Source organism: Streptomyces sp. NPDC040718, from assembly GCF_055593565.1.
The window spans coordinates 501,644-522,968 of record NZ_JBVIXO010000005.1 but is presented as its reverse complement, the minus strand read 5'-3'; the positions used below and the strand labels follow the sequence as shown (position 1 = coordinate 522,968).

Annotated in this window: 20 protein-coding genes; 12 read left to right on the top strand and 8 right to left on the bottom strand. The window is 73.6% G+C overall.

Translation table 11 applies throughout. The features are described from left to right. Positions 1-126: 126 nt before the first annotated feature. Positions 127-1,746, bottom strand: a complete 1,620-nt coding sequence (aceB, locus tag ACZ597_RS16535; RefSeq protein WP_471329961.1) for a malate synthase A — start codon at positions 1,744-1,746, stop codon at positions 127-129. A 250-nt stretch (positions 1,747-1,996) separates the two neighbouring features. Next, positions 1,997-2,578, bottom strand: a complete 582-nt coding sequence (locus tag ACZ597_RS16530) for a nucleotidyltransferase family protein (protein WP_471330141.1) — start codon at positions 2,576-2,578, stop codon at positions 1,997-1,999. Positions 2,579-2,960: 382 nt separating this feature from the next. Here ACZ597_RS16530 and yczR point away from each other — a divergent pair, with 382 nt between their 5' ends. Next, positions 2,961-4,448 (top strand): MocR-like transcription factor YczR, encoded by a 1,488-nt coding sequence (yczR, locus tag ACZ597_RS16525; protein WP_471329958.1) that lies wholly within the window; start codon positions 2,961-2,963, stop codon positions 4,446-4,448. Positions 4,449-4,462: 14 nt separating this feature from the next. On the opposite strand, the gene ACZ597_RS16520 is transcribed toward yczR, so the two are convergent. From ACZ597_RS16520 to ACZ597_RS16510, 3 genes are all read right to left on the bottom strand, one after another. Next, positions 4,463-5,002 carry a hypothetical protein gene (locus tag ACZ597_RS16520; protein WP_471329956.1) on the bottom strand — a complete coding sequence of 180 codons (540 nt, stop codon included), beginning with the start codon at positions 5,000-5,002 and terminating at the stop codon, positions 4,463-4,465. Positions 5,003-5,121: 119 nt separating this feature from the next. After that, positions 5,122-5,751 (bottom strand): response regulator, encoded by a 630-nt coding sequence (locus tag ACZ597_RS16515; RefSeq protein ID WP_471329953.1) that lies wholly within the window; start codon positions 5,749-5,751, stop codon positions 5,122-5,124. Positions 5,752-5,753: 2 nt separating this feature from the next. Further along, a complete protein-coding gene (locus ACZ597_RS16510; RefSeq protein WP_471329951.1) occupies positions 5,754-7,001 on the bottom strand; it encodes a sensor histidine kinase in 1,248 nt (415 codons plus the stop codon). A gap of 134 nt (positions 7,002-7,135) precedes the next feature. Between ACZ597_RS16510 and ACZ597_RS16505 the strand changes: the two genes are divergently transcribed. Then, positions 7,136-8,224, top strand: coding sequence for an ABC transporter permease (locus ACZ597_RS16505; RefSeq protein ID WP_471329948.1), 1,089 nt, complete (start codon positions 7,136-7,138; stop codon positions 8,222-8,224). Further along, positions 8,221-8,949, top strand: coding sequence for an ABC transporter ATP-binding protein (locus ACZ597_RS16500; protein WP_471329945.1), 729 nt, complete (start codon positions 8,221-8,223; stop codon positions 8,947-8,949). The genes ACZ597_RS16505 and ACZ597_RS16500 overlap by 4 nt, the downstream gene beginning before the upstream one ends. 103 nt (positions 8,950-9,052) lie before the next feature. Here ACZ597_RS16500 and ACZ597_RS16495 read toward each other — a convergent pair whose 3' ends face one another. Continuing rightward, positions 9,053-9,856: an IclR family transcriptional regulator gene (locus ACZ597_RS16495; protein WP_007267406.1), complete on the bottom strand. Its 804-nt coding sequence runs from the start codon at positions 9,854-9,856 to the stop codon at positions 9,053-9,055. A gap of 336 nt (positions 9,857-10,192) precedes the next feature. On the opposite strand from ACZ597_RS16495, the gene allB reads away from it, so the two are divergent. Both allB and alc read left to right on the top strand, forming a co-directional pair. Next, on the top strand, positions 10,193-11,527 hold the full coding sequence (gene allB / locus ACZ597_RS16490; protein ID WP_471330139.1) for an allantoinase AllB: 1,335 nt from the start codon (positions 10,193-10,195) through the stop codon (positions 11,525-11,527). A 2-nt stretch (positions 11,528-11,529) separates the two neighbouring features. Then, positions 11,530-12,657 (top strand): allantoicase, encoded by a 1,128-nt coding sequence (gene alc, locus ACZ597_RS16485; RefSeq protein WP_471329942.1) that lies wholly within the window; start codon positions 11,530-11,532, stop codon positions 12,655-12,657. Positions 12,658-12,824: 167 nt separating this feature from the next. On the opposite strand, the gene ACZ597_RS16480 is transcribed toward alc, so the two are convergent. Continuing rightward, on the bottom strand, positions 12,825-13,559 hold the full coding sequence (locus tag ACZ597_RS16480; RefSeq protein WP_471329939.1) for an SDR family NAD(P)-dependent oxidoreductase: 735 nt from the start codon (positions 13,557-13,559) through the stop codon (positions 12,825-12,827). A 183-nt stretch (positions 13,560-13,742) separates the two neighbouring features. Here ACZ597_RS16480 and ACZ597_RS16475 point away from each other — a divergent pair, with 183 nt between their 5' ends. Both ACZ597_RS16475 and ACZ597_RS16470 read left to right on the top strand, forming a co-directional pair. Further along, the gene (locus tag ACZ597_RS16475) at positions 13,743-14,360 is read left to right on the top strand and encodes a dihydrofolate reductase family protein (RefSeq protein WP_471329936.1); all 618 of its coding nucleotides are present in this window, start codon (positions 13,743-13,745) and stop codon (positions 14,358-14,360) included. A gap of 132 nt (positions 14,361-14,492) precedes the next feature. Beyond that, the gene (locus ACZ597_RS16470) at positions 14,493-15,407 is read left to right on the top strand and encodes a DMT family transporter (RefSeq protein ID WP_471329934.1); all 915 of its coding nucleotides are present in this window, start codon (positions 14,493-14,495) and stop codon (positions 15,405-15,407) included. Between the two features lie 99 nt (positions 15,408-15,506). Here the strand turns inward: ACZ597_RS16470 and ACZ597_RS16465 are convergent, their stop codons facing one another. Continuing rightward, positions 15,507-16,511 carry a Gfo/Idh/MocA family protein gene (locus ACZ597_RS16465; protein WP_471329932.1) on the bottom strand — a complete coding sequence of 335 codons (1,005 nt, stop codon included), beginning with the start codon at positions 16,509-16,511 and terminating at the stop codon, positions 15,507-15,509. Between the two features lie 142 nt (positions 16,512-16,653). Between ACZ597_RS16465 and ACZ597_RS16460 the strand changes: the two genes are divergently transcribed. From ACZ597_RS16460 to ACZ597_RS16440, 5 genes are read left to right on the top strand one after another with little or no spacing between them, the layout of a single operon-like run. Beyond that, positions 16,654-17,664 (top strand): sugar ABC transporter substrate-binding protein, encoded by a 1,011-nt coding sequence (locus tag ACZ597_RS16460; protein WP_471329929.1) that lies wholly within the window; start codon positions 16,654-16,656, stop codon positions 17,662-17,664. After that, on the top strand, positions 17,661-18,701 hold the full coding sequence (locus ACZ597_RS16455; RefSeq protein WP_471329926.1) for an ABC transporter permease: 1,041 nt from the start codon (positions 17,661-17,663) through the stop codon (positions 18,699-18,701). The genes ACZ597_RS16460 and ACZ597_RS16455 overlap by 4 nt, the downstream gene beginning before the upstream one ends. Next, entirely contained in the window at positions 18,698-19,534 is an 837-nt protein-coding gene (locus ACZ597_RS16450) for an ATP-binding cassette domain-containing protein (protein WP_471329924.1), read from the top strand. The genes ACZ597_RS16455 and ACZ597_RS16450 overlap by 4 nt, the downstream gene beginning before the upstream one ends. Further along, a complete protein-coding gene (locus tag ACZ597_RS16445) occupies positions 19,531-20,700 on the top strand; it encodes an ROK family glucokinase (RefSeq protein ID WP_427713111.1) in 1,170 nt (389 codons plus the stop codon). The genes ACZ597_RS16450 and ACZ597_RS16445 overlap by 4 nt, the downstream gene beginning before the upstream one ends. Then, positions 20,697-21,296 carry a hypothetical protein gene (locus ACZ597_RS16440; protein ID WP_471329919.1) on the top strand — a complete coding sequence of 200 codons (600 nt, stop codon included), beginning with the start codon at positions 20,697-20,699 and terminating at the stop codon, positions 21,294-21,296. The genes ACZ597_RS16445 and ACZ597_RS16440 overlap by 4 nt, the downstream gene beginning before the upstream one ends. The last annotated feature ends 29 nt before the right edge of the window (positions 21,297-21,325 follow it).

Below are 21,325 nucleotides of genomic sequence, written 5' to 3'. Positions count from 1 at the left end.
TCGCGGATGCGCAGACCGCGTGCGGAAACGGCTCCGCCCCCGGCGCCTCGGGGGCGGCGGGGGCGGAGATGTGCTCGACTGCTGTGCGATTCAGCCGAAGTGGGTGGTGCGGGTCGTGACGGCCGGTCAGCCGACCAGCTGGTCGTACGCGGGGAGGGTCAGGAAGTCCGCGTAGTCGGCGTCCAGGGAGACCTGGAGCAGGAGGTCGTGGGCCTGCTGCCACTTCCCGGCCGCGAAGGCCTCGTCGCCGATCTCGGCGCGGATCGCGTCGAGCTCCTCGGCGGCGATCTTGCGGGTCAGTTCGGCGGTGGCGAGCTCGCCGTTCTCGAACACGACTCCGGCGTTGATCCACTGCCAGATCTGGGAGCGCGAGATCTCGGCGGTGGCGGCGTCCTCCATGAGGCCGAAGATGCCGACGGCGCCGAGGCCGCGCAGCCAGGCCTCGATGTAGCGGGTGCCGACCTGGACCGCGTTGCGCAGACCCTCGTAGGTGGGCCGGGCGTCCAGGGAGTCGATCGCGATCAGGTCGCCGGGGGCCACCGAGACGTCCTCGCGGAGGCGGTCCTTCTGGTTGGGCTTCTCGCCGAGGACGGCGTCGAAGGAGGCCATGGCGATCGGGACCAGGTCGGGGTGGGCGACCCAGGAGCCGTCGAAGCCGTCGGCGGCCTCGCGGTCCTTGTCGGCCCGGACCTTCTCGAACGCGATCCGGTTGACCTCGGCGTCCTTGCGGGACGGGATGAAGGCGGCCATGCCGCCGATCGCGTGCGCGCCGCGCTTGTGGCAGGTGCGGACGAGCAGTTCGGTGTAGGCGCGCATGAAGGGGGCCGTCATCGTCACCGCGTTGCGGTCCGGGAGGACGAACTTCTCGCCGCCGTCCCGGAAGTTCTTGACGATGGAGAACAGGTAGTCCCAGCGGCCCGCGTTCAGGCCCGCCGCGTGGTCCTTGAGCTCGAAGAGGATCTCTTCCATCTCGTAGGCCGCGGTGATGGTCTCGATGAGGACGGTCGCGCGGACGGTGCCCTGCGGGATGCCCACGTAGTCCTGGGCGAAGACGAAGATGTCGTTCCAGAGGCGGGCCTCCAGGTGCGACTCCGTCTTCGGGAGGTAGAAGTACGGGCCCTTGCCGAGGCCGATCAGGCGCTGGGCGTTGTGGAAGAAGTAGAGGCCGAAGTCCACGAGGGAGCCGGAGGCCGGGCCGCCCTCGAAGCTGAGGTGGCGCTCCTCCAGGTGCCAGCCGCGCGGGCGCATGACCACGGTCGCGAGCTGGTCGGCGGGCTTGAGGGCGTACGCCTTGCCGGTGCGCGCGTCGGTGAAGTCGATGCGGCGCTCGTAGGCGTCGATGAGGTTGAGCTGGCCGAGGACCACGTTCTCCCAGGTGGGAGCCGAGGCGTCCTCGAAGTCGGCGAGCCAGACCTTGGCGCCCGAGTTCAGGGCGTTGATGGTCATCTTGCGGTCGGTCGGACCGGTGATCTCCACGCGGCGGTCGTTCAGGGCGGCCGGGGCCGGCGCGACCTTCCAGTCGCCCTCGCGGACCTGTGCGGTGTCCGGGAGGAAGTCGAGCGTGGAGGTGCGGGCGATCTCGGCGCGCCGCTCGCCGCGTCGGGCGAGGAGCTCGGCGCGGCGGGGGGCGAACCGCCGGTGGAGCTCGGCCACGAAGGCGAGAGCCGCTTCGGTGAGGACTTCGTCCTGCCGGGGCAGGGGCTCGGCGTCGACGATGGCCAGCGGGGACGGCGCTGGTGCGGACATAACTGTCACTCCTTCAGCGGCGGTGCCTGGCGGCCGCGGGGAATGCTCGCGCGAGACGGCACGCAGTGCCGTCGGGTGTGGAGAGTTCCGGGTAACGGTCGCGGGCGCCGTCTGGGGTTCAGGGCGCTTCTGACCAGTGGATAGTAATTTCCTCATGGTGGAAGTTCAATGGTTTGTTGATGTCGAGATTCTCTGAGTCGACAGATTCCGGTTGCCGGTGGCCCTCAGTGCCATCGCGGTCACGCCCCGCTCAGTCCAGATGTGCCAGGTCGGCCGGGGTGTCGATGTCGAAAGCGGCCGCGACGTCCCCGCACTCCACCAGCATGACCTCGGCGGCGTGGTTCTTCAGGTGGACACGCGCACCCTGGTCCCCGGTCGCGGTCGCCGCGATGTCCGCCCAGCGGTCCGCCCCGAACAGCACGGGATGCCCGCGCTCCCCGTCGTACGCCGCCGCCACCAGGCTCGACGGCGAGCGGTACGCCTCCCGCACCCGGGCCACCGCCGCCGGCCCGATGCCCGGCTGGTCCACCAGCGACACCAGGGCCGCGCGGGCCCCCGTGCCGGCCAGGGAGGCGAGGCCGACCCGCAGCGAGGAGCCCATCCCCTCGGCCCAGTCCGGGTTGTCCACGACCACGCAGCCCGCCAGGTCGGCGCGTTCGCGCACCTCCGCGGCCGAGGCCCCGAGCACCACGTGCACCGGGCCGCAGCCGGCCTCGCGCAGCACGCGCACGGCGTTCTCGACCAGCGGGCGCCCGCGGTAGGGGAGCAGGGCCTTGGGGCGCCCGCCCAGCCGGCGCCCGCCGCCGGCGGCCAGGAGCAGGCCGGCGATCAGGGGCGGGGGCGGGGCCCCGGCGCCGGACGCGGACCCGGACGGGGAGGTCACAGGGGCAGGGGGCCGGCCGGTGACGGCTTCGCGGGAGTGTTCGACTGCTGACATGCCGGCGATTCTCGCCGCCCCTTCCCCCGAACGGGTGGGAGCCCCGCCAGCAGCCGCCGTACGGAGGCGAGCGCGGCCCCGACCCGCAGCGGTTCGGAGATCCGGTTCCCGACGGCGGCCGCCAGGGCCCGTTCGTCACGATCGGTGAGTCCGCCGGTGGATCCGCCGGTGAAGACTTCGTACGGCATCGTGGAGCACTCCTTGCCAATCGAGGGCCAATACCGCGAGTCTGGACCCGGATTGGCCTGGCCGGCAGAGCCAATCAGGGGAGGTTGGCATGGCAAACGGGCGAGTGGTCCATACGGCGGACAGGACGATCGGGAGCCGCCAGCTCGCGGCACTGCTCCCGCCCGAGGTACTGGCCCGCCCCGGGTACCGGGCCCTCGCCGACGCCGTCCGCACCCTGATCCTCGACGGCCGGATCGCCCTGCACGTCCGGCTGCCCGCCGAGCGCGAGCTCGCCGAGGCGGTCGGCGCCAGCCGCGCCACCGTCACCGGCGCCTACGACCTGCTCCGCGAGAGCGGCTACGTACGCAGCCGGCGCGGCTCCGGCACCTGGACCGAGCTCCCCGACGGCCACGGGCCCGTCGGCGCCCACAACCTCCTCGGCGCCGGCGGCTACAGCGCCGACGGGGACCCCGGGATCGACCTCGCCATCGCCGCGATGGGGGCCCCGGACGGCAGCCTCGCCGATGCCCTCGCCCGGGTCGCCCCGATGCTGCCCGGACTCACCCGCACCCCCGGCTACCACCCCTTCGGGCTGCCCGACCTGCGCGCCGCCGTCGCGGACCGCTTCACCCGCCGCGGGCTGCCCACCCGCCCCGAGCAGATCCTGGTCACCGCCGGGGCCCAGCAGGCCTTCGCCCTCGTGGTCAGCCTGCTCTGCCGGCCGGGGGACCGGGTCGTCACCGAGAACCCCACCTACGCCAACGCCCTCGACGCCCTGCGCCACGCCCGCCTGCGCACCGGGTCCATCGCCGTCTCCGACACCGGCTGGGACATGGAGATCGCCGAGTCCACGCTGCGCCAGACCGTGCCCCGGCTGGCGTACGTGATCCCGGACTTCCACAACCCGACGGGCGCCCTGATGCCGCAGGAGCAGCGGCTGCGGCTGCTGGCGGCGACCCGGGCCACCGGTACCTGGCTGGTGGTCGACGAGACCATCGCCGACATCGCCCTCGACGTGCCCGCCCCCGCGCCGCTGGCCTCGCTCGCCCCCCGCTCGGGCGCCGACCACGTGATCACCATCGGCTCGCTGAGCAAGACGCACTGGGGCGGCCTGCGGGTGGGCTGGGTCCGGGCCACCGCGAAGATGATCGCCGAGCTGACCGCCGTACGGGTCTCCGCGGACATGACCGGCTCCGTGCTCGACCAGGCCGTGGCGCTGCCGCTGCTGGAGGGCCTGGACCGGTCCCTGCCCGACCGGCTGGCGCAGCTGCGCTCCCGGCGGGCGGCCCTGGTCTCCGCGCTCCAGCGGCACACCCCCGAGTGGTCCTGGCAGCTGCCGCCGGGCGGCCTCTCGCTCTGGGTGGACCTCGGCGAGCCGGTCGGCTCCGCCCTCTCGGAACGCGCCGCGGCCGCCGGGGTGCACATCGGGCGCGGGGCCCGCTTCGGTGTCGACCCGGGCACCTTCGAGCACCGCCTGCGCATCCCGTACACCCTGCCGGCCGAGCGCCTGGAGGAGGGCGTACGCCGTCTCGCGGCGGCCTTCCACGACGGCGTCCCGCTGGCTCCGGGGGTCGAGCGGCCGTACTGGGTGGCCTGAGCCGGCCGGGCCGGTCAGGCCTGCCCGGCCGCCGGATCCGCGGCGGGGGCGCCGGGCCCGGACCCCTGCCGGGCCCGCCCGAAGTACGCGTTCGCCGCCGGCCGGAACATCAGCGCCACGGCCCCCAGCAGGGCCGCGACGTGCACGGCCCGGCTCGCCCCGAAGACGAGGTCCAGGGCGCCCGCCCGGGACAGGGCGTCGGCGGCCGAGCCTCCGCCGGCGAGGTGGCCGAGGGGCTGGAGCACCATCGAGGCGGTGCCCAGCACCCCCAGGCCCAGCGCCAGCGTGACGCGCGCCCACGGGGCCCCGTCCCGCATCCGCCGGGCGACGAGCACGGCGAGGGTGAAGACCGTGAGCCGGACGGCGAGGCCCGTGCCGATCTCCCCGGCGGAGCCGGTGCCGTCGCCGGCCATCCGGCCGACCGCGAGCACGGTCTCGAAGGCCCCGGCGGCGACGGCCGCCAGCCACAGGACGTACGCGGCGCGGACGGGCGGCGGGGGAGCGGCGGGGGCCGGACGGCGGTGCTGCGCGGTCGTGCTCGGGATCGCGGACATCGGGGCTCGCTCTCGTGGACGGGGATCGTCCCCCGAATGCTTCCGGCCGGCGGCCCCCGCCGCCCGCCTGCCTCCCGGCCTGTCCGCCCGGGGGACAACCCCCGTAAGGCCCGAGGCTCCTATGGCGTCCGGATCAGCCGGCGGGTGGCGGCCGCCGCGACGGCGGAGGTGCGCGAGTCGACGCCGAGCTTGGCGTAGACGTGCACCAGGTGGGACTTGACCGTGGCCTGGCTGAGGAAGAGCCGCTTCGAGATCTGCTGGTTCGACAGCCCGTCCGCGACCAGCTGGAGCACCTCCAGCTCCCGCTTCGTCAGCGCCTCCGCCGGGGTCCGCATCCGGTCCATCAGCCGCAGCGCCACCGCCGGCGCCAGCGCCGACTGGCCGGCCGCCGCCGTGCGGACCGCCGCGGCCAGCTCCTCGGGCGGGGCGTCCTTCAGCAGGTAGCCCGAGGCGCCGGCCTCCACCGCCGCGAGGATGTCGGCGTCCGTGTCGTAGGTGGTCAGCACCAGCACCCGGGGCGCGCCGGGCCGCGCCGTGATCGCCGCCGTGGCCGCCGAGCCGTGCATCCCGGACCCGAACTGGAGGTCCATCAGGACGACGTCCACCGGCTCGGAGGCGGCCAGTTCCACCGCCCGCTCCGCCGTCGCCGCCTCCGCGACCACCGCGAAGTCCGGCTCGGTGTCCAGCACCGCGCGCAGTCCGGCGCGGACCACGGGGTGGTCGTCGGCGAGCAGGAGCCGGATGGTCATGGTCAGGCCTCCACGGGCAGCGGCAGGGTGACGGCCACGGCGGTGCCCTGGCCCGGGTCGGACTCGACGGTGAACAGCCCGCCCAGCGACTCGGCCCGCGCCCGCATCGCGGGCAGGCCGAAGCCGCCGTCGCCGGAGGCGGCCCCTGCGGGGTCGAAGCCCCGGCCGTCGTCGACCACGTCCAGGGTGACCGAGCTGTCCATGAAGGTCAGGGTGATCTCCGCCCGGCCGGCCCCCGCGTGCCGCACCACGTTGGCCAGCGCCGACTGGGCGATCCGGAGCAGGGCCACCTCGTACGGGGTGGGCAGCGCCCGGGGGGTGCCGCTGACGGAGAAGCGCACGCGCGGGCCCGGTGCCCCCGAGCACAGCCGCTCCAGCGCCGCCGCCAGCGAGCCGTGCTCCAGGTCCGGGGGAGTCAGGGCCCGTACGAAGCGGCGCGCCTCGGCGAGGTTGTCCTGCGCGGCCTCGCGGGCCCGGGCGATGTGCGCGAGCGCGGCCGCTGCGGGGGTGACGCAGACGCCGGCCCCCGGAGCCCCCCGGCCGGCCGGAGCGTCCGGGGCCGCCAGGTCCTCCGACAGCGCCCGCTCGGCGGCCCGCAGCAGCAGCTGGATGGACGACAGGCCCTGGGCCAGGGTGTCGTGGATCTCCCGCGCGAGCCGTTCGCGCTCCGCGAGGATCCCCGCGCCCCGCTCGGCGGCCGCCAGCTCGGCCCGGGTGGCGATGAGCTCCTCGATCAGCTCGCGGCGGCGTTCGCTCTCGCGGTACAGGGCCTGGTAGCCCAGCACCGTGGCGACGGCGACCGCCCCGCCCAGCAGCGGCCCGAGGAAGGCCCCGGGGTTGACGGAGCCGGTGTGCGCCACGAAGCCGCCGATGGCGGCGCAGGCGGTGGTGCCGACGGCCGCCAGGGCCCAGCGCAGCCGCAGCAGGTGCAGCTCCAGGAAGTACAGCGGGAAGGCGATCCACACCCCGTCGGGGGAGAGGACCAGCAGGGCGCCCCACACCGCGCCCACCCCGGCCAGCCACAGTCCGGCGGCCCGTGCCGAGCGGTGCACGGCGCGGGCCCGTACGCCCGCCGCGTAGACGGCGGCCAGCAGCACGCAGACGCCGGTCACCCACCCGGCGCGCGGCGCGGAGTCGGCGACGGCCCGCGCGGAGGCCAGCGCGAGCAGCCCGAGGAGGAGCGCGTGCAGGCACAGCCGCAGTACGCGGGTGACGGGGGTCAGGGGGCGGGAGGGCGGTGCGGCAGACATCGTCCGACCAGCGTAAGCGGGCGGTCCGGGGCGCCGGTCAACCGAAAGTTTGATGTCCGGATGCCACCTTCGATAGCAGGATGCCGACCGTGGCGCGATGCCCGGGGCCCGCGTGCGCGACCAAGGTGGGGGACATGTTCGTCGCATGGAGAGATCTACGGTTCGCCAAGGGCCGCTTCGCCCTCATGGGCTCGGTCGTACTGCTGATCACGCTGCTGGTCGGCCTGCTGTCGGGGCTCACCTCCGGACTGGCCCGGGAGAACATCTCGGCCGTCACCGGGCTGCCCGCCTCGCACCTGGCCTTCGCGGCGCCCGCCGGGGACCAGAAGGTCTCCTTCACCCAGTCCCAGCTGCCCGAGGGCGCCTGGAAGGCCTGGCGGGGGCGGCCCGGGGTCGAGGCCGCCCAGCCGCTCGGCATCCGCACCACCAACGCCGTCGCGGGCGGGCGCACCGCCGCCGTCTCCGTCTTCGGCGTCGAGCCGGCCGGCCGGCTCGCACCCGCCGGGGCGGGGCTCGGCCAGGGCCGGGTGGTCCTCACCGAGAAGGCGGCGAAGGAGCTCGGCGGGCTCACCGCCGGGGGCCGGGTCAGGATCGGGACGCTCGAGCTGACCGTCGCCGCCGTCTCCGGCACGGCGGCCTACAGCCACACGCCGGTCGTCTGGATGGACCTGGACGACTGGCAGCGCGTCGGCAACCCCGGCGCCTCCCCGGACACCGTCGCCACCGTCATCGCCCTCCGGGGCTCCGCTGACGCGGACTGGGCCGCAGGCGACCAGGCGGCGGGCACGAAGACGCAGACGGTCGACGAGGCCCTCGGAGCCATAGGGTCCTACCAGGCCGAGAACGGCTCGCTCCAGCTGATGCGCGGCTTCCTCTTCGCCATCTCCGCCCTGGTCATAGGGGCCTTCTTCACCGTCTGGACGATCCAGCGCAGCGGTGACGTCGCGGTGCTGAAGGCGCTGGGCGCCTCCACCCCGTACCTGCTCAAGGACGCCCTCGGCCAGGCCGTGGTGATGCTCGCGATCGGCACCGGCGCCGGGACCGCGCTCGCGGCCGGCATCGGCGCCCTGATCAGCGGCGGCGACGTGCCCTTCGTCCTGGACGCCGCCACCGTGCTGGCCCCCGCCGCGATCATGATCGTGCTCGGCGCGCTGGGCGCGGCCCTGTCCATCCGGCGGATCACCTCCGTCGACCCGCTGACCGCCCTGGGGAGCGCCCGATGACCCTGCTCGTTGACGACGTCACGCTCACCTACCCGGACGGGGACGGCCGCCTCACCGCGCTCGACGCCGTCTCCCTGGAGGTGCCCGCGGGCTCCCTGACCGCGATCGTGGGGCCCTCCGGCTCCGGCAAGTCCAGCCTGCTGGCCGTGGCGGCCACCCTGGTCACCCCGGACTCCGGCCGGGTCGTCGTCGCGGGCCGGGACACCACCCGGCTCGGGCCCGCCGAGAAGTCGGCGCTGCGCCGGGAGCACATCGGCATCGTCTTCCAGCAGCCGAACCTGCTGGCCTCGCTGACGGCCGCCGAGCAGCTCCAGGTGATGGCCCACGTCTCGGGCCGCCCCTCCGGGCAGCTGCGCCGCCGCGCCCTGGAGCTGCTGGACGCGGTGGGCCTGGCCGACAAGGCCGGCAAGCGCCCGCACCAGCTGTCCGGGGGCCAGCGCCAGCGCGTGAACATCGCCCGGGCCCTGATGAACGAGCCGGCCGTGCTGCTGGTGGACGAGCCGACCAGCGCCCTCGACCACGAGCGCGGCGCGGCGGTCCTGGACCTGCTGGTCGCCCTCACCCGGGAGCGCGCCACGGCCACGGTGCTGGTCACGCACGACCGCGCCCACCTGGACCGGATGGACCGTACGGCGACCATGGCCGACGGCCGCCTCACCTCCGCCGCCCCCGCCGCCCCCGCCGCGCCCGACGGACCGCGGTCCGCGTCCGTCCCGGCGGCCTGAGCACGCGTACGAGGCCGTACGCGGCCGGCGCGCGGGCCCGCACACGCGAGAGCCCCGGCACCCCCACAGGGGGAGGGTGCCGGGGCTCTCGTCGTACGCGGTCCTACGCGGGGGTCTGGCTCTGCAGGGCCACGGACAGCTCCGCGGCGACGCCCTGGAGGATCGGCACGAAGGACTCGGCCACCGCCTGCGTCACGCGGCCGGCCGGACCGGAGATGGAGATCGCGGCGGCGGTCGGCGAGTCGGGCACCGACACGGCCAGGCAGCGGACTCCTATTTCCTGCTCGTTGTCGTCGACCGCGTAGCCGACCCTGCGGACCTGCTCCAGGGCCTCCAGGAAGCCCTCGGGGGTGGTGATGGTCTTCTCGGTCGCTGCGGGCATCCCGGTGCGCGCCAGCAGGGCGCGGACCTCGTCGGCCGGGGTGTGCGCGAGCAGCGCCTTGCCCACGCCGGTGGAGTGCGGCAGGACGCGGCGGCCGACCTCGGTGAACATGCGCATGGAGTGCTTGGACGGCACCTGGGCGACGTAGACGATCTCGTCGCCGTCGAGCAGGGCCATGTTCGCCGTCTCCCCGGTCTCCTCGACCAGGCGGGCCAGGTAGGGGCGGGCCCAGGTGCCCAGCAGCCGCGACGCGGACTCGCCCAGGCGGATGAGGCGGGGGCCGAGGGAGTACCGTCGGTTGGGCTGCTGCCGGACGTACCCGCACGCGACGAGGGTGCGCATCAGGCGGTGGATGGTCGGGAGCGGCAGGCCGCTGGCGGCCGAGAGCTCGCTGAGGCCGACCTCGCCACCGGCATCGGCCATGCGTTCGAGCAGATCGAAGGCGCGCTCAAGGGACTGGACGCCACCGCCGCCGGCGGTGGGCTTGGCGGAAGCGTCGGTGGTGCTGGCGCTGGACGTCGGCACGGCGCGGTCCTTTCGGTGCTGGCAGGCAAGGAAGCAGCCTACCGGTCGGTCGGCGTCGGCCCTAGAGCCGGGCCCTCGCCGTCCTCGCCGGTCAGAGGTGGTTTGTCCTGGTGGTGGACGTCCTCGGGAAGTTACCCGCCCGATCCCCGGTGGTGGTAGCTACATTCTGGATAGTGAAATCTTAATTCCATCCTGTGGAAACATCCAATTGCGGTGTCAGCGCGTCAGCAGTCCGTCCGGGCGCTCTTGACTGGCCCCGGATCGGGGTGAAGACTCCGTCAACAGAACGTTGAATTTCGCTCTGTGGAAGTAGATGGGGAGGTTCCGGTGGCCGACGTGGCGGTGGAACTGGTACTGCGCTCGACGCGCGTCATCACCCCCGAGGGGACGCGCGCCGCTTCGGTCGCCGTCGCCGGCGGGAAGATCACGGCCGTGCTGGCGCACGACGCCGAGGTGCCGGCCGGAGCCCGGCTGGAGGACTTCGGCGACGACGTCCTGCTTCCCGGCCTGGTGGACACCCACGTCCACGTGAACGACCCGGGCCGCACGGAGTGGGAGGGCTTCTGGACGGCCACCCGCGCCGCCGCGGCCGGCGGCATCACCACCATCCTCGACATGCCGCTCAACTCCCTGCCGCCGACCACCACGGTCGACAACCTCCGCGTCAAGCAGGAGGTCGCCCGGACCAAGGCGCACGTGGACGTCGGCTTCTGGGGCGGCGCCCTGCCGGACAACGTCAAGGACCTGCGCCCGCTGCACGACGCCGGCGTCTACGGCTTCAAGTGCTTCCTGTCGCCCTCCGGCGTGGACGAGTTCCCGCTGCTGGACCAGGAGCAGCTGGCCACGTCCCTCGCCGAGATCACCGGCTTCGGCGGCCTGCTCATCGTGCACGCCGAGGACCCGCACCACCTGGAGTCCGCCCCGCAGAACCCGGGCCCCAAGTACGCCGACTTCCTCGCCTCCCGCCCCCAGGACGCCGAGAACACCGCGATCCAGAACCTGATCGCCCAGGCGAAGCGGCTCAACGCCCGCGTGCACGTCCTGCACCTGTCCTCCGCCTCCGCGCTGCCGCTGATCGCCGCGGCCAAGGCCGAGGGCGTGCAGATCACTGTCGAGTCCTGCCCGCACTTCCTCACCCTCACCGCCGAGGAAGTCCCGGACGGCGCCACCGAGTTCAAGTGCTGCCCGCCGATCCGCGAGGCCGCGAACCAGGACGTCCTGTGGGACGCCCTCGCCGACGGCACCATCGACTGCATCGTCTCCGACCACTCGCCCTCCACCGCGGACCTGAAGACCGGCGACTTCGCCACCGCGTGGGGCGGCATCTCCTCCCTCCAGCTGGGCCTGCCCGCGATCTGGACCGAGGCGCGCAGGCGCGGCCGCACCCTCGAAGAGGTCGCGCGCTGGATGTCCACCGCCCCGGCCGCGCTGGCCGGCCTGGCGCAGAAGGGCGCCATCGAGGCCGGCCGTGACGCCGACTTCGCCGTCCTGGCACCCGAAGAGACCTTCACCGTGGACCCGGCCGAGCTGCACCACCGCAACCAGGTCACGGCGTACGCGGGCAAGACCCTGCACGGCGTCGTGAAGTCCACCTGGCTGCGCGGCACGCAGATCGCCGACCACGGCACCCCGACCGAGCCCACGGGCCTCCTCCTTGAAAGGCAGAACTGACAGTGGCACAGCGTTCGACTGGATCGGCTTCCTTCACCGGTAACGCGAACCCGTACGGGGGCGGCGACCCGTACGCGGACTACCGCACCGCGGAGTTCCCCTTCACCCAGTACGCGAACCTCGCCGCCCGGGAGCTGGGCGCCGGTGTCATCGCCGCCAACGACGAGTTCTTCGCCCAGCGCGAGAACCTGCTGATCGCCGAGGCCGGCCACTTCGACCCCGAGCACTTCGGGCACAAGGGCAAGGTCATGGACGGCTGGGAGACCCGCCGCCGCCGCGGCGTGTCCGCCGAGCAGCCCTGGCCGACCGCCGAGGACCACGACTACGCCCTGATCCGCCTCGGCGCCCCCGGCGTCATCCGGGGCATCGTCGTCGACACCGCCCACTTCCGCGGCAACATGCCGCAGGCCGTGTCCATCCAGGGCGCCTCCGTCGAGGGCTCCCCGACCGAGGCGGAGCTGCTCTCCGACGACGTCAAGTGGACGACCCTCGTCGAGCGCACCCCGGTCGGCGGCCACGCGGCCAACGGCTTCGAGGTCAACGTCGAGCAGCGCTTCACGCACCTGCGCCTGAACCAGCACCCGGACGGCGGCATCGCCCGCCTGCGCGTCTACGGCGAGGTCCGCCCCGACCCGAAGTGGCTCGCCGTGCTGGGCACCTTCGACGTCGTCGCCCTGGAGAACGGCGGCTCCGTCGAGGACGCCTCCAACCGCTTCTACTCCCCGCCGACCAACACCATCAACCCGGGCCGCTCCCGCAAGATGGACGACGGCTGGGAGACCGCCCGCCGCCGCGACAACGGCAACGACTGGATCCGCTACCAGCTCGTCGCCGAGTCCGAGATCCGCGCCGTGGAGATCGACACCGCCTACCTCAAGGGCAACTCGGCCGGCTGGGCCTCGCTGTCGATCAAGACCGGCGAGGAGGGCGAGTGGACGGAGTTCCTGCCGCGCACCCGCCTGCAGCCCGACACCAACCACCGCTTCGTGCTGGACGCCCCGGCGGTCGGCACCCACGTACGGATCGACATCTTCCCGGACGGCGGCTTCTCCCGCCTGCGCCTGTTCGGTTCGCTGACGGAGGGCGGCGCGGCCGCGCACGCCGCCCGTCACCAGGAGCTGGGCGGCTGATCCGCTCTTCATGACCCGCCCCGGGGGCCGACACCCCCGGGGCCGGGAACGCACCGACGGGGCGCACCACTTCCGTGGTGCGCCCCGTCGCGCTCGCCGGCCCGGGCCGCACGGGGGCCGGGCCCCGCGCCGGGCTCCTGGTCCCGCCGCGCGCCCGGCCCCGAGGGCTACGCGGCGTGGCCGCCGTCCACCGAGAACTCCGCCCCGGTGACGTACGCGGAGTCCGGCCCGGCGAGGAAGGACACCATCGCCGCCACCTCCTCGGGGGTGCCGTAGCGCCCGAGCGCCGTCATCGAGCGCTGCGGGTCCGCGTACGGTCCGTCGGCCGGGTTCATGTCCGTGTCCGTGGGGCCCGGGTGGACCAGGTTGGCGGTGATGCCGCGGCCGCCGAGCTCCCGGGCGAGGGACTTCGTCAGGCCCGTCATGGCCGCCTTGCTCATCGCGTACAGCGTGCCGCCGGGGCCGGGGACCCGGCCCACCATGCAGCTGCCGACGGTGACGATCCGTCCGCCGGGACCCATGTGCCCGGCCGCGGCCTGTGCGGCCAGGAAGGCGCCCCGGACGTTGACGCCGAGGACCAGGTCCACCTCGGCGATGCCGAGCGTGCCGATCGGCCCGATCACCCCCGCGCCGGCGTTGTTGACCAGGACGTCGAGCCGCCCCAGCGCCCGTACGGTCTCCTCCACCGCCGTCCGGGGGCCGTCCGCGCTGGCGGCGTCGGCCCGTACCGCCAGGCCCCTGCGGCCCAGGGCCTCGATCTTGCCCACGACCTCCGCCGCTGCGCCGGCGCCGTTGACGTAGGTGAGCGCCACGTCGAAGCCGTCCTCGGCCAGCCGCAGCGCGGTGGCCGCTCCGATGCCCCGGCTGCCGCCCGTCACCAGGGCCACCGTGTTGCCGTTCATGTCGTTCCTCCCCGATCCGTACCGTCCATTTGGTTGCGAGTTCAATGAAATCTTCGGGAGGCGGACGGCGCTGGCGGGAATCCGACCTCGCGCTCACGCGCGCCGCACCGATGAGTTCCGGCGCCGACGGGAGTCTGAGGAGGAGAAGAGACCGGCAGGACACGACACAAGGAGCGCCGCGCCATGGGCAAGCTGACCCTCACCACCTTCCTGACCCTCGACGGAGTGATGCAGGCCCCCGGCGGCCCCGACGAGGACCGCAGCGGCGGGTTCGAGTACGGCGGCTGGCTCGTGCCCTTCGCCGACGAGGGCATGGGGGAGTTCGTGAACGAGCTCTTCGGCCGGGCCGGGGCCTTCCTCCTCGGACGCCGGACGTACGAGATCTTCGCCTCCTACTGGCCGCAGCACGACGACCCGGCCGACCCGGTCCCGAACAAGCTCAACCGGCTGCCGAAGTACGTCGCCTCCACCACCCTCGAGGACCCCGCCTGGGGCCCGGCCACCGTCGTGGACGGGGAGCAGCTCCAGTCGGAGATCGTCCGGATCAAGGACGCCATGGACGGCGAGCTCCAGGTGCACGGCAGCGGACAGCTGGCCCAGTGGCTGCTGGCGCGCGACCTCGTCGAGGAGCTGAACCTCCTGGTCTTCCCCGTCTTCCTCGGCGGGGGCCGGCGGCTGTTCCCCACCGGCGGCCTGCCCACGGCCTTCGAGCTGACCGCCTCCCGCACCACCGGCAGCGGGACCGCCATCCACACCTACCGCCCCACCGGCCGCGCCTCCTTCGGCACCTTCGAGGACTGAGGCCGCGGGCTCCGCGGGGGCGGGACGGCGCGGGATAACCGGTCGACCGGGAAGATCCACTCGGCTACGGTGGCCCCGCACCCGTGCGAGCCGCCGCCGTCTCCACACCCTTCCCGCCGTCGGAGCCGCCCGGTGTCCACCCTCGCCGCCCCCGCCCCCGCCCTCGCCCCCCGCCGTGCCTGGCTCGCCGACCTGCCCGTGCTGCTCGTCGCCGTCGTCTGGGGCGGCAGCTACCTCGCGGCCAAGGGGATCACCGCCACGCACACCGTGATCGCGGTCCTCGTACTGCGCTTCGCGCTCGTGCTCCCCGTGCTCGTCCTCGCCGGACGGCGGCGGCTGCGCGCCCTGAGCCCCGCCCAGCTGCGGGGCGCCGCGGCGCTGGGGCTCGTACTCGGCGGGATCTTCCTGCTGGAGACCTACGGGGTGGTGCACACCTCCGCCACCAACGCCGGTCTGATCATCAGCCTGACCATGATCTTCACGCCGCTCGCCGAGTCCGCCGTGCGCCGCAGGCGGCCGTCGGCCGCCTTCCTCGGGGCCGCCGCCGTCTCCGTCGCCGGGGTGGTGCTCCTGACGCAGGGCGCCGGGTTCACCGTGCCCGGTCCGGGGGACCTGCTGATCCTCGGCGCCGCCCTGGCCCGCACCCTGCACGTGCTGCTGATGGCGCGGATCAAGGCCGTCCAGGACGCCGACTCGCTCTCGCTGACCACGGTCCAGCTCGGCAGCGCCGTACTGGTCTTCGCCGTGCTGGCCGCGGTCCCCGGCACCGGTGACGCCCCCTGGACGGCCGCCGCCGGCTTCGGGCCCGCCGAATGGGCCGGGCTCGCCTTCCTCTCCGTCTTCTGCACCCTCTTCGCCTTCTTCGTGCAGATGTGGGCCGTACGCCGCACCTCGCCCTCCCGCGTCAGCCTGCTGCTCGGCACCGAACCGCTGTGGGCGGCGGCCGCGGGCATCGCCATCGGCGGCGAGCGCCTCGGCGCCGCCGGCCTCACCGGAGCGGCCCTCGTCCTCGCCGGCACCGCCTGGGGGCGCCGCGCGGCCGGCTGAGGCCGAGCCGCCGAACCCGCGCCGATTGGCCGGTAAACGGCTCCTGCGGGCTTGATCGCCGGGCCTACTGTGGCCCGCATGTCCGCCGGCGCCCGCACGCTACAGGTCCGGGAGCTCCTCCAGCCGTACGGGCCGGCGCTCCCGCCGGGAGCGCTCGCAGGCCTCGGCCACCCGGAACGCGGCGAGCGCCTGGAGCCCGTCGCAGGGGTTGTCCCCCTCGCCGCGCACCAGGCGTACGAACGCCGCCAGCTCGGCCTCGTAGGCGGGGGCGAACCGCTCCAGGAAGCCGGTCCAGGGCTTGCTCGCCGGGGGCGGGCCGTGCGGCTCCGTCGAGGCGATCGGCGTACGGTCGTCCAGCCCGGAGGAGACCTGGTCCAGCTCCCCGGCCAGCTCCATCCGCACGTCGTACCCGGCGCCGTTGCAGCGGGTCCCGGTGCTGGTGACCAGGGTCCCGTCGTCCAGGGTCAGGACCGCGGCGGCGGTGTCCACGTCCCCCGCCTCCCGGAACCGGGCCGGACCCGCGTCGGCGCCGACCGCGTACACCTCGACCACCTCGCGCCCGGTCACCCAGCGGACCATGTCGAAGTCGTGCACCAGGCAGTCCCGGTACAGGCCCCCGGAGGCCGCGAGGTACTCGGCCGGCGGCGGAGCCGGGTCGGCCGTCATCGTCCGCACGGTGTGCAGCCGCCCCAGGGCACCCGAACGGACCAGTTCCCGCGCGGTCCGGCAGCCCGCGTCGAAGCGCCGCATGAAACCGACCTGGAGCAGCCCCCGGGCCGCCCCGACCTCGCGCAGCACGGCCAGGGTGCGGGCCAGGTCCGGGGCCAGCGGCTTCTCGCAGAACACCGGCAGCCCGCCGCGCACCGCCCGTACCACCAGGTCGGCGTGGCCCTCCGTGGAACAGGCCACCACCACGGCGTCCACGCCCCAGGTGAAGACCTGGTCGACCGCCGGAGCGGCGGTGGCCCCCAGCCGGTCCGCGAGCCGCGCGGCCCGCCCGGGGTCGGCGTCGGCCAGCAGCAGCGAGCCGGCATCCGGGTGGCGGGCCAGTGCGGCCGCGTGGAAGGAGCCGATCCGGCCCGTTCCGATCAGCCCGATGCGCATGCACTCAACGTGACCCCGTACGGGGGACCTGTCAATCTGCCCGCGCATGCCCCGATGACCCTTCATGGTCCACTGTGGCGGATACTGGGCGGCTGAAACCGGAATGACCGATTGATGACGGACGAGGGAAGGGCACGGGGACGTGGCTAGGGTTCGGACAGGGGTACGCGTCGTCGGCGCCGTGCTCGCGGCGGTACTGGGGGCCTCCCTCGCGGGCTGCAGCAGCACGGGCGGCAAGCGCGCCGAGGAGCGGGCGAAGGCCGCGCAGGCGGGCCGGCCCGCCGTGTCCACGCCGCGCTGGACCTTCGCGATGGTCACCCACGCGGGCGACGGCGACACCTTCTGGGACATCGTGCAGAAGGGCGCCAAGGAGGCCTCGGCGAAGGACAACATCAACTTCGTCTACTCCCACGACGACCAGGCGCAGCAGCAGGCCCAGTTCGTGCAGAACGCCATCGACCAGAAGGTCGACGGGATCATCGTCAGCCTCGCCAAGCCCGAGGCCCTCAAGGACGTCATCGGCAAGGCCGTCAAGGCCGGCATCCCGGTGGTCACGGTCAACTCCGGCTCCGCCCAGTCCGCCGAGTACGGCGCCCTCACCCACATCGGGCAGGACGAGGAGATCGCGGGCGAGGCCGTCGGCACCGAGCTGACCAGGCGCGGCAAGAAGAAGGCCGTCTGCGTCCTGCACGAACAGGGCAACGTGGGCCACGAGCAGCGCTGCGCCGGCGCCAAGAAGACCTTCGGCGGCTCCATGGAGAACCTGTACGTCGAGGGCACCAACATGCCCTCCGTCCAGGCGGCCGTCCAGGCCAAGCTCCAGGCGGACCCCTCCGTGGACTCCATCGTCACCCTCGGCGCGCCCTTCGCCCCCACCGCCGTCAAGGCGAAGGACGCGGCGGGCAGCAAGGCCGAGGTGGACACCTTCGACCTCAACGAGTCCGTCGCCCGCGACCTGAAGTCCGGGGCGCTGGGCTTCGCCGTGGACCAGCAGCCCTACCTCCAGGGCTACGAGGCCGTGGACCTGCTCTGGCTCTACCGCTACAACGCGGACGTCCTCGGCGGCGGCCGCCCGGTGCTGACCGGCCCGCAGATCGTCACCGCAGCCGAGGCCGCCAAGCTGGAGGAGTACATCAAGCGGGGCAGCCGATGAGCACCCCCGCCGCCCCCGCCGCGGACGAACGGCTCGCGCCCACCTCGTACGTCCGGCGGCTGCTGGGCCGCCCCGAGCTGGGCGCGGTCGTCGGCGCCGCCGCCGTCTTCGTCTTCTTCTGCTTCGCGGCCGACAGCTTCCTGAAGCCCTCCAGCCTGAGCACGGTCCTGTACTCGGCCTCCACCATCGGCATCATGGCGGTCCCGGTGGCCCTGCTGATGATCGGCGGCGAATTCGACCTGTCGGCCGGCGTCATGGTCACCACCTCGGCGCTGTTCAGCTCGATGTTCAGCTACCAGATGACCGCCAACGTCTGGGTCGGCGTCCTCGTCTCCCTGCTGGTCACCCTGGCCATCGGCTTCTTCAACGGGTTCATGCTGACCCGCACCAAGCTGCCGAGCTTCATCATCACGCTCGGCACCTTCCTGATGCTGACCGGACTGAACCTCGGCTTCACCAAGCTGATCAGCGGCTCGGTCTCCACCAAGACCATCGCCGACATGGAGGGCTTCTCCTCCGCCCGGGCCCTGTTCGCCTCGCAGTGGAACGTCGGCTCGGTCACCCTCAAGGTCACCATCCTGTGGTGGCTGGTGCTGGTCGCCGTCGCCACCTGGATCCTGCTGCGCACCCGCGCCGGGAACTGGATCTTCGCCGTCGGCGGCGGTGCCGACGCGGCCCGCGCCACCGGCGTCCCGGTCGTCAAGACCCGGATCGGCCTCTACATGGGGGTCGCGCTGTGCGCCTGGATCTCCGGGCAGCACATCCTCTTCTCCTTCGACGTCGTCCAGTCCGGCGAGGGCGTCGGCAACGAGTTCCTCTACATCATCGCGGCCGTCATCGGCGGCTGTCTGATGACCGGCGGCTACGGCTCCGCGATCGGCTCGGCCGTCGGCGCCTTCATCTTCGGCATGACCAGCAACGGCATCGTCTACGCGCAGTGGAACCCGGACTGGTTCAAGTTCTTCCTGGGCGCCATGCTGCTGCTCGCCACGCTGCTGAACGCATGGGTCCGCAAGCGGGCGGAGGCGCGGGCATGAGCACGCCACTGGTGAAGCTGACGGACGTCAGCAAGTACTACGGCAACATCCGCGCCCTCCGGGGAGTCTCCCTGGAGGTGTCGGCCGGCGAGATCACCTGCGTGCTCGGCGACAACGGCGCCGGCAAGTCCACCCTCATCAAGATCATCGCGGGGCTGCACCGGCACGACGCCGGCAGCTTCGAGATCGAGGGCGTCGAGACCGGGCTCGCCAACCCGCGCGCGGCCCTCGACCACGGCATCGCCACCGTCTACCAGGACCTGGCCGTCGTCCCCCTCATGCCGGTCTGGCGGAACTTCTTCCTCGGCTCCGAGCCCACCAAGGGCCGCGGCCCCTTCCGCCGCCTCGACGTCGACTTCATGCGCGAGACCACCCGCACCGAGCTGCTGCGCATGGGCATCGACCTGCGCGACGTCGACCAGCCGATCGGCACCCTCTCCGGCGGCGAGCGGCAGTGCGTGGCCATCGCCCGCGCCGTGTACTTCGGCGCGAAGGTCCTCGTACTGGACGAGCCCACCGCCGCCCTCGGCGTGAAACAGTCCGGCGTGGTCCTCAAGTACGTCGCCGCCGCCCGCGACGCCGGCCTCGGGGTGGTCCTCATCACCCACAACCCGCACCACGCGTACCTGGTCGGGAACCGCTTCGTGCTCCTCAAGCGGGGCGCCATGGCGGGCAGCCACACCCGCGACTCGATCACCCTGGACGAGCTCACCCGGCAGATGGCGGGCGGCTCGGAGCTGGACGAGCTGAGCCACGAGCTGGAGCGGGTGGCAGAATCAGGGTCGACCACCCCATCCGATCCGGCCACCGACAGGGACGAAACGACTCGATGAGCACGTACCGGGACTTCACGCTCGCCCACCGGGGGGCGGCGCGAGGCACCGTCCTGCGGACCGTCGGGACCCGTGAGCGCCGCTCCCTGCGCACCGCCCCGCGCGTCCCGACCGTCGGCATCGACATCGGCGGCACCAAGGTGATGGCCGGCGTGGTCGACGCCGACGGGGTCATCCTGGAGAAGATCCGCACCGAGACCCCGGACAAGTCCAAGAGCCCCAAGGTCGTCGAGGACACCATCGTCGAGCTGGTCCTCGACCTCTCCGACCGGCACGACGTGCACGCCGTCGGCATCGGCGCCGCCGGCTGGGTCGACGCCGACCGCTCCCGCGTCCTGTTCGCCCCGCACCTGGCCTGGCGCGACGAGCCGCTGCGCGACGCCCTCCAGTCCCGGCTCGCGGTCCCGGTCATGGTGGACAACGACGCCAACACCGCCGCCTGGGCCGAATGGCGCTTCGGCGCCGGCCGCGGCGAGGACCACCTCGTCATGATCACCCTGGGCACCGGCATCGGCGGGGCCATCCTGGAGGGCGGCCAGGTCAAGCGCGGCCGCTTCGGGGTGGCCGGCGAGTTCGGCCACATGCAGGTCGTACCCGGCGGACACCGCTGCCCCTGCGGCAACCGCGGATGCTGGGAGCAGTACAGCTCCGGCAACGCCCTGGTCCGCGAGGCCCGCGAGCTGGCCGCCGCCGACTCCCCGGTCGCGTACAACATCATCGCGAAGGTCGGCGGCAACGTCCACGAGATCACCGGCCCCCTCATCACCGAGCTGGCCCGCGAGGGCGACGCCATGTGCGTCGAGCTCCTCCAGGACATCGGACAGTGGCTCGGCGTCGGCATCGCCAACCTCGCCGCCGCCCTGGACCCCTCCTGCTTCGTCATCGGCGGCGGCGTCAGCGCCGCCGACGACCTGCTGATCGGCCCCGCCCGGGACGCGTTCCGCCGCCACCTCACCGGCCGCGGCTACCGTCCCGAGGCCCGCATCGCCAAGGCCCAGCTCGGCCCCGAGGCCGGCATGGTCGGCGCCGCCGACCTCGCCCGCCTCGTCGCCCGCCGCTTCCGCCGAGCCACCCGCCGGCGCGTCGAGCGGCACGAGCGCTACGCGCAGCTGGGCCGGCGCGGCGCCGCGGGCCCCACGGACCCCAAGGATCAGGAACAGCAGTGACACCGCCCTCCCTGCCCCGCCAGGCCTCCTCGCCCGAAGCGGGCGGTACGCAGCCGCCCACCGCCGAGGAGCGCGAGGGCCGCCGGCGCACCGTACGGCGCCGCTGGGTCACCGCGATCATCATCGTGCTGCTCATCGGGGTCCCGGCGGGCTACCTGTTCGTCTCGGCCCAGCAGAGCCGGGAGAGCGGCAAGGACAAGGCCGCCCGGGTCGGCGCGGTCAAGGTGCGCACCGACTGGCCCTCCAAGGTGCAGCGCGGCATCTACGAGGTGCCGATCCCGATGATGGCCTCCCACGTCGGCTACCTGGAGACCAACAACTGGCACACCAGCCGGCTGTACGTGCAGTTCCAGGTGACCCCCGCGGAACTGGACGCCTTCCTGGCCGGCGTGGGCACCAGCAGGGACGCCCTGACCCCCGGGGTGTCGGTCTCCGACCGCGACGCCGGGGTCGCCGGCTGGAGCTGGAGCCCGCAGCACAAGTGGTCCGGGGTCACCCTGGAGGCCGAGGACCCGCGCCCCACCCGGGACATCACCGTCGACTCCACCAACCCGTCGGCCCCCCGCGTCTACGTCGTCTCCACGACCGTGCCGTAGGGCCGGCCCGTCCCGGCCTATGGTGGGAT